The sequence below is a fragment of the Bacteroides mediterraneensis genome, assembly GCF_900128455.1.
Taxonomy (GTDB): Bacteria; Bacteroidota; Bacteroidia; order Bacteroidales; family Bacteroidaceae; genus Phocaeicola; species Phocaeicola mediterraneensis.
Window position 1 is genome coordinate 1517967 of the sequence record NZ_LT635783.1, and the last position, 12695, is coordinate 1530661.

8 protein-coding genes are annotated in these 12695 nt (G+C 50.4%); 5 read left to right on the forward strand and 3 right to left on the reverse strand.

Annotated features, from left to right (window positions below):
• Positions 1-5: 5 nt before the first annotated feature.
• Positions 6-1211 (forward strand): sugar MFS transporter, encoded by a 1206-nt coding sequence (locus BQ7480_RS06020; RefSeq protein ID WP_072543925.1) that lies wholly within the window; start codon positions 6-8, stop codon positions 1209-1211.
• Between the two features lie 110 nt (positions 1212-1321).
• Here the strand turns inward: BQ7480_RS06020 and BQ7480_RS06025 are convergent, their stop codons facing one another.
• Together BQ7480_RS06025 and BQ7480_RS06030 are read right to left on the reverse strand one after the other, a co-directional pair.
• Positions 1322-1894, reverse strand: coding sequence for a hypothetical protein (locus tag BQ7480_RS06025; RefSeq protein ID WP_139255731.1), 573 nt, complete (start codon positions 1892-1894; stop codon positions 1322-1324).
• Between the two features lie 345 nt (positions 1895-2239).
• Complete coding sequence (locus BQ7480_RS06030; protein WP_072542135.1) at positions 2240-3859, reverse strand: RluA family pseudouridine synthase; 1620 nt, start codon at positions 3857-3859, stop codon at positions 2240-2242.
• Between the two features lie 362 nt (positions 3860-4221).
• Here BQ7480_RS06030 and BQ7480_RS06035 point away from each other — a divergent pair, with 362 nt between their 5' ends.
• The 4 genes from BQ7480_RS06035 to BQ7480_RS06050 all read left to right on the forward strand — a co-directional run bounded on the left by BQ7480_RS06035 (position 4222) and on the right by BQ7480_RS06050 (position 11616).
• Entirely contained in the window at positions 4222-6069 is a 1848-nt protein-coding gene (locus tag BQ7480_RS06035; protein WP_072542136.1) for a BACON domain-containing protein, read from the forward strand.
• 23 nt (positions 6070-6092) lie between these two features.
• A complete protein-coding gene (locus tag BQ7480_RS06040; RefSeq protein ID WP_072542137.1) occupies positions 6093-8825 on the forward strand; it encodes a fimbrillin family protein in 2733 nt (910 codons plus the stop codon).
• A gap of 405 nt (positions 8826-9230) precedes the next feature.
• Positions 9231-10394: a serine hydrolase domain-containing protein gene (locus BQ7480_RS06045; protein ID WP_072542138.1), complete on the forward strand. Its 1164-nt coding sequence runs from the start codon at positions 9231-9233 to the stop codon at positions 10392-10394.
• A 241-nt stretch (positions 10395-10635) separates the two neighbouring features.
• Positions 10636-11616, forward strand: a complete 981-nt coding sequence (locus BQ7480_RS06050) for an aldo/keto reductase (RefSeq protein WP_394332646.1) — start codon at positions 10636-10638, stop codon at positions 11614-11616.
• A gap of 38 nt (positions 11617-11654) precedes the next feature.
• Here the strand turns inward: BQ7480_RS06050 and BQ7480_RS06055 are convergent, their stop codons facing one another.
• Positions 11655-12554 (reverse strand): helix-turn-helix domain-containing protein, encoded by a 900-nt coding sequence (locus BQ7480_RS06055; RefSeq protein WP_072542140.1) that lies wholly within the window; start codon positions 12552-12554, stop codon positions 11655-11657.
• Positions 12555-12695 lie beyond the last annotated feature (141 nt).

Genomic DNA, 12695 nt, shown 5'->3' on the forward strand with positions numbered 1-12695 from the left:
CACGGATGAAGAAACACGGAGTTGCCTTGGTGGAACGCCAATACCTGTTCCCCTTTGTACTGATTACCTCACTCTTTTTCCTGTGGGGATTTGCCCATGCCATTCTGGATGTGCTGAACAAGCATTTTCAGGAACTGCTCACCATCACCCGTACCCACTCGGCCATGATTCAGGCCACGATGTACATGGGTTATTTCATCATGGCCATCCCCGCCGGACTGTTCATCAACCGTTACGGATACCGCCGGGGTGTGGTGCTGGGGCTGCTGCTGTATGGCGTCGGCTCCCTGCTGTTCATTCCCGGGCAGCACTGGATGTCGTTCAATTTCTTTCTGTTCTCCTTGTTCGTCATCGGATGCGGACTGACCTTCCTGGAAACGGCCGCCAACCCGTATGTCACGGAACTGGGGGCGAAGGAGACCGCTGCCAGCCGCTTGAATTTCGCCCAGTCGTTCAACGGACTGGGATGCATCTTTGCTCCCATTCTGACGGGAATCCTTCTGTTTGCCGACGAGGACAAAGGGGCCAGCGGCAATGTGGCCCTCCCGTACGCCGTGATGGGCGTGATTGTACTGTTGGCCGCCCTGGCTTTTGTGCGGGTACGCCTGCCCGAGATACCTCACGAGGAGGAAGTGGACAGCGAAGGAAACCGTGTCGGCCTCTGGGCACATAAGCTGTTTGTCTTCGGTCTGATTGCCCTGTTTGCCTACGAGGTGGCCGAGATTTCCATCAACAGCTTCTTCCTCAACTACGTGACCGAGGTGGGATGGATGAACGCCCGCGATGCCTCCCTGATTCTGTCGTTCGGCGGACTGGGACTGTTCATGGTGGGCCGTTTCGTGGGAAGCTGGATTATGCGCCGTGTACGGGCCGAGAAGATGCTCTTCTGGTGTGCCACGGGAACGGTCGTCACTACGCTGCTGGTGATTCTCGACCTGGGTTCCGTGTCGTTCGTGGCCCTGCTCTGCGGCTATGCCTTCGAAGCCATCATGTTCCCCACCATTTTCGCCCTCTCCCTGAAAAGACTTGGCAGCCATACGAAGCGCGCCTCTTCCTTCCTGATGATGTCGCCGGTGGGCGGTGCCGTAGGTCCCGTACTCATGGGGCTGGTAGGCGACTATGCCGACATGCACTGGGCCTTTGTGGTACCCTTTGTCGGTTATGTGGTGGTGTGGTGCTATGCCCGCCACATGGTACGTCTGAAAAACTGAGACCGTTCTCTCAGGCGGTATGAAATAAAAGAAGCGCGGAACTTGAGGTGTCTCCCGATACCCTGGGTTCCGCGCTTCGGCGTATTAAATGATAAGTATAGAATTTGGGATTATTTACCTTGAGGAGCCTGAGGAGCTGCCGGACATTGGTTCGGACATCCCGGAGCCGGCATTTGTCCCGGCCGACCCATCTTGCCGTGCATCATCTGGCAGAGCTTCTGTCCCATGCGCTTGTGCATTTTTCCCGGACGGTCCATGCGGAACACTTTCTCCAGCTGGCGGGCATTCAGGATTTTCTTGAAGGAATTGTAATACTTCTTCTGTGTGTCGAGCACCTTCTGACGCATTTCGAAGCCCTTTTCAATTTCCTGTTGAATCTGTGCGTCGGTACGTTCGCAGGGTTTCACCTTTTCACCTTCCGGAGTCGGACGGCAATCCTTCAGTGCGGTCAGATATTCCTTGTAGAGGGTGGTGAACTGAGCCAGTTTGCTGTCGTCCAGCATCAGTTGTTTTCCCATTCGGGTAGCCTGCATGTCCATCCGCTGTTCCGGTGTCATTTTAGCACAATTCCCTTTTCCAGCTTTTGCCGGGCAATCTTTCTGTGGAGCGTTTTGCGCCATCATGCTGCCACATCCCAGACATACGGCGAGAATCAATGTAGAGAATAAACGAGTTGTTTTCATTGTTGTCATTTTTTTAAGTTGAACATTTTGTTTTTAGTGCACTTACGACTCTAAGACAATCAGACTTTCTCAGGGTTTATTGGGAACTTTGATTTTTAACATTTGAAAAGAAGACAAGTCGTCAGGTGTGAATTTTTTAAAGGATAATAGGAATTTCCATCAAATTACTTACGAAAAACGACCCTTTCATGCTGGGAATTCCATGCGTGGAAAACGCAAGTGCGTTTGGACTCAAACGCAAGTACGTTTTAAGGCAAACGCACTTACGTTTTGGATGAAACGTCCTTGCGTTTTGTTTAAAACGTACTTACGTTTTTGGGGCAAAGATAAGGTTGTTGTAAATGGCTAGAAATCAGCCTCTTTTGCAATCCTGATTTTTTCTCCCGTCACCGGATGCACGAACTCCAGTGCGGCGGCATGCAGATACAGACGGTCGGACGGCTGGCCGTAGAGGTCATCGCCCACAATCGGATGATTCAGTCCCTCGGGATGCGCGGCATGTACCCGGAGCTGATGCGTGCGCCCCGTATGCGGATAAAACGTCACCCTTGTCATCCCATCCCTGCGCTCCAGTACCCGGTAGGACGTGACCGCCCGTTTGCCGTATTCCCGGCTTACCATCTGGCGCGGGCGGTCCATCGGATTCGGACAGAGAGGCAGGTCGATGATACCCTCGTCCGTTTCCAGTTCCCCTTCCAGGATGGCCGTATATCGCTTGCGGATGAGGCGCGTCTCGAAAAGTGCCTGAAGCTCCTTGTGCACCTCCTTCGTCTTGGCCGCCAGCAGCAGTCCGGACGTCGCCATGTCCAGCCGGTGCACGATAAGCGGTCCGGTGGCTTTCGGGTAGAGGTTGTGCAACCGCTGGAGGATGGAATCGAGGTCGTTTTTGCCCGGTACGGAAAGCATGCCCGCCGGTTTGTGTACCACCACCAGCCACTCGTCTTCGTAGAGAATCTCCAGGGCCGTCTGCCGGTGCACATCTTCCTCCAGCGGATTCGGTTCGACCTCCAGCCCCACGAGCATGTGTTTCAGAATCGGTTCACATTTCCCCTTGCACGACGGATAGAAATGCCCTTCGCGGCGTATCTCGTCCTTGGGCGACATGCCCCACCAGAACTCGCCCATGGCCAGAGGCTGGAGGTGATGCAGGTACGCATACTGGAGCAGCTTGGGCAAGGCACATTCCCCCGCTCCGGCAGGCGGAGTCTTCTGCGGGGTATTTTGGAAAATCTCGCACAAATCTTTCACCTCGCCCCGGGCGTTGAGCATCCGGAACTGGGAAAACAGCCGTAACTGGAGTGCCGCCGAGCGCGTCTTCCGTTCGTGGCGTAAGGCCTGAATCTCCTGGTCGAGAGCCTGGAAAGCCTCTCCGGCCTCCTGCACCTTCTCCTTTAACCGCCGTTCCAGCCGTTTGAACTCTGCTTTCTGGAACTGGCTCTCGCGCGACATCGCTTCCGCCTCTTCGGAAGAAACCCCTTCCTTCCGCCGTTGTTCCCGACGGGCCTTCTCCTCTTTCAGTTTTTGTTTTTCACGGGTCAGTGTGGCCTGAGCCTCTTCCTCCGCCTGCTTCCATGCCGCCTGTGCCAAGCGGTAAGCCCCGCTGGCCTCCAGTGCCGCAATCCGGTGGTTGATGCCCGAAATCTCCGCCTCCTCGATACGGAAGAACCCGTCGGGTTGCAGGAGGTCGTACACCGGCGGCACGAAAAACGCGTGGTGGTTGCTGCCGGCCAGATTACCCGAGAAAGCAGCCAGGTAGCCCAGCTTTCCTTCTCCATCCCGGATGACCAGTACCCCGAACATCTTTCCCTGGCGGAGCTCTTCCTGCCAGTCGTCCCGCGTGAGCAGGTACTGGCGCACCTCTTCCGCCGCCAGTCGGGTAAGCGGGTGAGGAGTGTAGTGGAAGGGAAAAGTGAAGGCCTTCGGCAAGGCGATGCCTTCGGTAGGGGTGTGGAAAGAATGTATCATGATGAGAAATTCAGTTCGTTTTTATTGCGGGGCAAAGGTACAAATAAAATAAAAAAAAGAGTGGATTTAGGATAATTGTAAATAGAAGTTTTCATTTTGAATAATATTTTGTGAAAAATATTGATATTTTTATTGAATATTGTATCTTTGTTAGGCAGAGAGAAAATGCTATGAAAAACGGGATTGTGTGATTGTCTGGATGATGAAACAATCTATGGTTGCCTGAAAGAAGAACTGTTTTTATGGGAAAAGAATAGGCGATGTCCGTTTGGGGGGACAGTCGTTTTTAAGAAAGTGGAAATGTGCTTTTAAGACTCTTGGATTTTTCGTTTGTATTATTGTCGTACTCTAAATTTAATATTATGTCAATCAATGTCAATTTAAAAAAGAGAGGTGAAATTTCCATCTTCCTCGTTGGGATTTTACTGTTATTCACATTGTATGCATGTTCTGAAGATTCTCCTTCATCGGAAGAAGAACAGCCAACTCTTTCCATCCCTTCTAGCCAGCTTTCCTGGAATCTGGGTTATGAGGCGCAGACGGTTGAAGTGGAGTTCAGCTGCAATGCAGAGTGGGCTGTATCGGTGGACGACGCATCCTCTTCCTGGTTGAGCGTCACCCCTTCAAAGGGTAATGCAGGTGAGTATACGCTGTCGATTTCCGTGTCGGAGAATACGGACAAGGATTCCCGTACCGGTACTGTCACGGTGAGTTCCAGGGAATTGAGCAAGGAAATCTCCTTTACGCAAAGCGGGTTTGAAACCACCCTTTCCATTCCTTCTGACCAGCTTTCCTGGGACCTGGGTTATGAGGCACAGTCGGTTGAAGTGGAGTTCAGCTGCAATGCAGAGTGGTCCGTATCGGTGGACGACGCATCCTCAGCCTGGCTGAGTGTAACCCCTGTAGAGGGTGATGCCGGCCAGCATACACTGTCGATTTCCGTTGCGGAGAATACAAGCGGGGAATCTCGTACCGGCACCGTCACGGTAAGTTCCGGAGAAGAAAGCAAGGAAATATCTCTCACGCAAAGCGGATTTGATATGACACTCGATATACCTTCCAGTCAGTTGTCCTGGAACCTGAGTTACGAGGCACAGTCGGTTGAAGTGAACCTCAGCTGCAACGCAGAGTGGTCCGTATCGGTGGATGACGCATCTTCAGCCTGGCTGAGTGTAACCCCTGCAGAGGGTGGTGCCGGCCAGCATACACTGTCGATTTCCGTTGCGGAGAATACAAGCGGGGAATCTCGTACCGGTACCGTCACGGTAAGTGCCGGAGAAGAAAGCAAGGAAATATCCCTCACGCAAAGCGGATTTGATACGACACTCGATATACCTTCCAGTCAGTTGTCTTGGAGCCTGGGTTACGAGTCACAGTCGGTTGAAGTGAACCTCAGCTGCAATGCAGAGTGGTCTGTATCGGTGGATGCCGCTTCCTCTTCCTGGTTGAGCGTAAGCCCGTCAAAGGGTGGTGCCGGCCAGCATACACTGTCGGTTTCCGTTTCGGAGAATACAAAAGGGGAACCTCGTACCGGTACCGTCACGGTAAGTGCCGGAGATGTAAGCAAAGTGATTGTCCTTATGCAAAGCGGCTTCGAAACCACCCTTTCTATCCCTTCCAGTCAATTGTCCTGGAACCTGGGTTACGAGTCACAGTCGGTTGAAGTGAATCTTGGTTGCAACGCAGAGTGGTCTGTATCGGTGGATGCCGCTTCCTCTTCCTGGTTGAGCGTAAGCCCGTCAAAGGGTGGTGCCGGCCAGCATACACTGTCGGTTTCCGTTTCGGAGAATACAAACGGGAAATCTCGTACCGGTACCGTCACGGTAAGCTCCGGAAATGTAAGCAAGGTGATTGTCTTTACACAAAGCGGCTTCGAAACCACCCTTTCTATCCCTTCCAGTCAGTTGTCCTGGAGTCTGGGTTACGAGTCACAGTCGGTTGAAGTGAATCTTGGTTGCAACGCAGAGTGGTCTGTATCGGTGGATGCCGCTTCCTCTTCCTGGTTGAGCGTAAGCCCGTCAAAGGGTGGTGCCGGCCAGCATACACTGTCAATTTCTGTTTCGGAAAATACGGGTGAGGAATCTCGTACCGGCATCGTCACGGTAAGTTCCGGAGAAGTCAGCAAGAAAATTTCCCTCACGCAAAGCGGAAGAATCTTTCAGCCAGAAATTGGAGGTCCGGAAGACATGCCGGTGGAAGAATGGAAATAGTTTATTAACCATAAAGAACAGATATGATGAAAAAGATACAAAACTATATCAGTTTGTTTTTGTTTGTATGGACAATGTTTAGCTGTACAGATGAAAATGTGTTTGGGGGTAAGGATGAAATCAATGTGATTGGTAATATAGAATCCTCTTCAAGGACTGCGTACGAAGAAGGAGAGAATAAAGTGAGCGTGTCATGGGTGGCGAATGACAAGATTGGTTTGTTTACAGATGAACAGTCTTCTTTGTTGCCCTACAGTGCGGTTTCAGGGGGAAAGCAAGTGGATTTTACTCCTGCGGGTACCCGTCTGAAAGCACAGGACGGGGAAAAAGTATATGCATTTTATCCCTATGATAACCTCTCCATCAGTTATCCTAAAATTGCGCTTCCGGATTTGACCCAGCAATATTCCTCGGGCCTTCCATCGGCTGAAACGGATTTGATGTACGCCAAAGGAACGATAGCGGGTAATGAGCTGGTATTGAATTTTAAGCATTTGTTTGCCTTTATAAAGTTAAGAATCCAATCCGAACTTCTTAAAGGTACAACCGGATTGTTCATCCTTTCGGGAGAGCCTATCATGTATGCCTATAATCAGTCTGGAGCCACTCCATATTTTGATTATGAGGAAGAAACAATTACGTCGGACATGCTGGATTACATTTGGTATTCCATACCTTCAGATGTGATTGAGAGTCAGAATGTGGTTACCTGTTATGTGGCCGTTCTTCCAACTTCGGGGAATAATACGCTTGCTTTCTACCGGAAAGATAACAATGGGGTTGGAGATCTCATCATGAGTAAAGCGGCTCCCGCAGGAGGTTTTCTGGCCGGTCATGTGTATGATTTGACGGTCGATGAGAATGCAGACAACATTGAACAACAGGAAAGAGAGGCACTGATTGCTTTTTATGAGGCAACAGGCGGGCCACAATGGACGGATAATACCAACTGGTGTAGTGATAAACCTGTATCAGAATGGTATGGTGTCAGTACGTCGTGGGATGGAACCGTAGTCGGACTTTATTTGTATAACAATAATCTGACGGGTAGCATTCCTTCTGAAATTGGGAAGCTGAGTCATTTAGAGTGGCTCTATTTAGAATATAACAGCCTGTCCGGCACATTGCCTGAATCCATTTCTCAGCTTCAGCAGCTGAATTCCCTGGTTTTATCTGACAACAAGCTTGAAGGTACACTACCCGAATCTTTTGCTGGACTGATGGACAAGCTGCAAACGTTGGATTTGGGTTACAATAATTTTAGTGGACAAATTCCGGATGCAATCATTAATCATGAAAGATGGAAAGACTTATGGGTAGGCTGCATCGGAGGAGGTTTTGATATCTCCGGAGTCAGACTGCCGGCAGCCGATTTCAACGTACAGGCTTTGGATGGTACGTCAATCTCTTCGGCTACGGAGTTTTCGAAGAATAAGCTGACAGCCATACTGCATTGGAGTCCGTCTTGTCCTTTCTCAACGGCCTACATGGAAGAGCAGTTATTGCCATTGTATGAGATGTACAAGACCAAAGGCTTTGAGATAATAGGATATAGTGTGGCTTCCAGACCTGAAGTCGTAAATTATATCAATGAAAAACAGATTCCATGGAAGAATTTTGAATATACAGGAGACAATCAAGTACCGGGCTTCTTCACCCGATTCACTCCTGCCATTTTTCTGGTTGACCAGAACCAGGAGGTGGTCTTCCAGAGTGTGACACAAAACCGTAATGACATCCAGAGCGTATTGTCCGCATACTTGGGTGATGTTGAACTGTATACCTCCACTGATTATTCGCGCGACGGGGAGGTGGTTACCCTGCAGAAGGCTACGAAAGGAAAAGGTATCAATCTGGTTTTCCTGGGCGAGGGCTTTGTGGATAAGGACATGGGTGATAATGGATTGTATGAACAGGTGATGAGAAGCGCAGTAGACCAATACTTTGCTTATGAGCCTTTGAAATCGTTTAGAGACCGTTTCAACGCCTATTGTGTGAAGGTTGTGTCGCCCAATGCGGAATTCCTTTCGAATGCAGTGCATCGGATAAACGAGGACAATGCGGTTTGTTTCGAGTATGCCAGCAAAGTTCCAGGACTGGAAAATGCTTCTTATCAGATGGTTTCGGTAATTTACAACAAAGGGTGTAATGGTCGGAGTTATACTGTCATGTATTATGGCGACAGGTCGTATGTCGGTTATATGATGTCGGGAGTAAACGAGGTGCTGAACCATGAAGTCTGTGGCCATGGACTGGGCCGACTGATGGATGAATACGTGGAAGGTGGGTATGAAAACCTGACATTGCCTGCTTCTGAACGTGATATTATGGACGAGGAATGGAGCACTTATAAATGGGGTGCCAATGTGGATTGGAGAAGCAATGCAAATGAGGTAAGATGGGCTCATTTCTTGAACGATTCGCGTTATGCCGGTGAGGGCTTAGGCTTGTATGAAGGTGCTTATTTGTATGGAAAGGGGGCTTACCGTCCTACAGAAAACAGTATGATGCGCTATAATGATTCGCCGTTTAATGCTCCAAGCCGTGAGAGAATCTATCAGGTTATAATGGAATTGTCGGAAGGTGAGGACTGGGTATATAATTATGAAGATTTCGTGGCTTATGATATCGTCAACAGGAATTACGCCACTTCACGTGCTTTAACAGCTCCTTCCTCAGACAGTGCCCGTGAACTTTGGAAGAAGAAACACCGTGCTCCTGTAATTGTGAAGGGAGGTTGGAAAGATGCGAAATAGTTAGTTTGAGTCTGGTGTAAATACAAAGAATCTGTAGCCCGTCATTGAGAAAAATCACATCAATGGCGGGCTTCATTTTTCGGGGAAAAGCCCTGTCCCCTCGAAAATGGGGAAATATCCGTTGTTTGCAGATGTTTCCGGAGATTTTTGTTAAGTTTGCAGAAACGGTCAATTTCATCTCAAATGAGGAGCCTGAACTGTCGAGAATCTGGTTCTTTTGAATAGATACGGACAAGAAAATAGATACGGACAAGAAATATGTATGAAGTTTCTCAGGACAAGGTTTCATATATGCGGGTTGCTCGGCCTCCTTCTTGGGAGAATACTTGAAGATATTGGGAAGCCGGATGATTCACAGAATTTTTGCATGAGCTGACTATTTGATATATTAGCAGAATATTCCCTATGAAAACAACGAAGAAAACCATCCTCCGCCTGCTCATTGCCCTGGTCGTGGTGCTGGGGGTGGTGTATGCCTCCTTGCCCTACTATGCCCGTCAGGCGCTCATCCACTGGATGCCTGTCATCGACGACTTGGAAACCTTTCACCGGCATACGGTACACCATAATCCCGACGACGTGTGGCACTGGCCCCTTTCTGCCGACTATAACCGCTACCGACTCACGGAGCGGGATGCGCACTATCTGGACAGCCTGCGCACCGTGTCGTTTCTTGTCATTCATCGTGACAGCATCCTTTTTGAGAGTTACCGTGACGGGTGGAACGATACGCTGACCTCGAACCTCTATTCTGCCACAAAGACCATCGTGGGACTGTTGGCGGGTGTGGCCCTCGACGAAGGAAAGATTCACAGTCTGGATGACCCTGTATCGCGCTACCTGCCGGCCTATACGAAAGGGATGCAGGCCGATGTTACCTTGCGCGACTTGCTGACCATGAGCGGTGGCATGGCGTGGGATGAGGCGTATGCGTCGCTCTTCTCCGTTACCACGCATGGCTACTACGGTAATGATTTGTATGACTTGGTGACGGGCTTGGACGTGACGGAAAAGCCCGGCGTGCAGTATTCTTATCGTAGCGGTGAGACGCAACTGCTGGCTTTTGTCATCGAAGCGGCCACCGGGCAAACACTAAGCGACTATGCCGAAGAGAAGCTCTGGCGTCCGATGCAGGCCGAACGTGATGCCTATTGGTTGCTCGACAAGAAAGACGGCGACGAGAAAGCCTTCTGCTGCTTCCATACCACGGCTCGCGACGTGGCCCGTTTCGGAAGCCTCTTGTTGCACCGCGGCAATTGGCACGGCCACCAACTGGTATCCGAAGCCTATATGGACGAACTGATGCGTCCTGCTTCGTACCTGAAAGACCAGTGGGGCAAGGATTCACTCAGCTACTACGGTTTTCAGACGTGGATTATGGATTATCACGGGATGCGTTGTCCTTACATGCGCGGTATGCTGGGGCAATACATCATCGCCATCCCCGCACTGGATGCCATCGTGGTGCGTCTGGGTCGCAAGCGTAGCGATGTCTATCACCGCGAGCTTACGACCGACATCATGCGGTATATGGACATCGCCCTGAAGATGCTGAAAGAAAATCAGTGAAACGGGTACACACCTCCGAGTTATTGTTACATACCTACGGCCTGTTCTCCGCTACCTTTGCATAAAGACTAAAAAAAAACAGGAGATTATGAATCGAAGAAATTTTCTGAAACAGGCTTCCGGTTATACCTTGGCCGCAATCGGAATGATGACAGGCGTAGGGCAGGCCTTTGCCGGAACGAGGCTGGTGGGGGAGAGCGCGACAAATGCATCGTCAAACAATCGGGTACAAAGAAAAGAGATGGAACACCGCAAGCTGGGCGGGATGGAAGTTTCTGCCATCGGCTTGGGCTGTCTGCCGATGGTGGGCTACTATGGAGGCAAATATGAGAAGAAGGAGATGATAGACCTGATTCGGAGGGCATACGACCAAGGGGTTACGTTGTTCGACACGGCAGAGGTTTACGGGCCTTACACCAGTGAGGAATGGGTGGGCGAGGCCGTTGCCCCATTCCGTGACAAAATTAAAATCGAGACGAAGTTCGGCTTCGGGGTAGAAGAGGGTCAGCCGACCGCTCTGAACAGCCGGCCGGACCATATCCGGCGGGCAGTGGAAGGTTCGTTGCGCCGTTTGCGTACAGGCCATATCGACCTGCTTTATCAGCACCGTGTGGATCCGAATGTGCCGATGGAAGAGGTGGCTGGGGTGGTAAAAGACTTGATGCAGGAAGGGAAAGTCTTGCATTGGGGATTGTCTGAGGCAAGTGCCCGCTCCATACGCCGGGCACATGCGGTATGTCCGCTTTCAGCCGTGCAGAGTGAATATGCCATCTGGTGGCGCGAACCGGAGACCAAGATTTTTTCCACGCTTCAGGAGCTGGGTATCGGCTTTGTACCTTATTGCCCGCTGGGACGGGCTTTCCTGACGGGAACAATCAATGAACACAGCCGTTTCCAAAAGGGAGACAGGCGGTATAATCTGCCGCAATTCCAGCCTGAAGCATTGACACACAATATGCCGTTGGTTTATCTCGTGGAGGAATGGGCGAAACGTAAAGGGGTGACTCCGGCGCAGTTTGCCCTGGTTTGGATGCTCTCGCGTAAATCATGGATTGTCCCTATTCCCGGAACGACTAATCCTGACCATCTGGCTGACTTCCTCGGTGCCGCTTCCGTACGGCTGACTCCTTACGAAATGGAGGAGTTTGACGCTGCCTACGCCAAGATAGATCTGATGGGGCACCGTGCCGACCCCTTCACGGAGAGCCAGATAGATAAATGATTTTACCGTTATACAGATAATTGCGGATGGCTTGTTTGTTAGGTGTGCAGCTGCTGGCAGTATTCGGAAGGAGTGATGCCTTCTTGCTTCTTGAACATGCGACTGAAATGCTGGGGATATTCAAAGCCGAGTCTGTCGGATACCTGCGACACGGTTTCGCCCGCTGCCAGTCCGTTCTTGGCCAGCCGGATGATGAATCGACGGATGTGATTGCTTGCCGTATCGCCAGTGGTTTTCTTGATGACGTCGCCGAAATAATTGGGTGACAGGCACAGCTTGTCGGCACAATACTGCACGCTAGGCAGGCCGAGGGTCAGCTGTAGTTTGTCTTCAAAATAATCGCGAAGCAGATGGTCGAAACGGACGAGAATGTCGGAGTTCTCTACCTTGCGGGTCAAGAACTGGCGGTTGTAGAACCGTTGGCAGAAGTTGAGCATCAGTTCGATGTAGCCTACAAGGATGGTGTTCTGTAGCTCGTCTGGCTTTTTGAACAACTCGTCTTGTATCTGGCGCATGAGAGAGATAAGGATGTCATGCTCCTCATCTGTCATGTGCAGGGCTTCATTGACGCGGTAGTCGAAGAAAGAATATTCCTTGATGTGCTTTTCGAGTGGAAAGCCGTGCAGCAGGTCGGGATGGAACAGGAGTGCCCACCCCGTAATAGACACCTGTTCGCCGTTGTCTTCCTTGCCTCCCACTTGTCCGGGTGCCACGCACAGCAGCGTACCTTTGTGGTAGTCATACTTGCCACGGCCATAGTCCAAGGCTACATCGGCATCGTCCCGCAGGAACAGTCCGTACACACTGTAATTGTTCAGACTGTGACGTATGGGGGACACCTCGGCATAGTCTACCACGCAAACAAATGGATGTTTCGTGACACAACCGAGATAATTCCCGTAATCATTGACATTTCTTACTTTCAATATAGTGCTCATACTCTTTCTTGTTGTGTCTATACAAAGATAAAGTATTTAACTGACAATGTTTTATGCAGGTTGTAAATTCTGTAAAAATGGTATATTCTGCCAACTTATGGTTACGGGATTTTCGTTCATCACGATGTATTTTTGCATTTA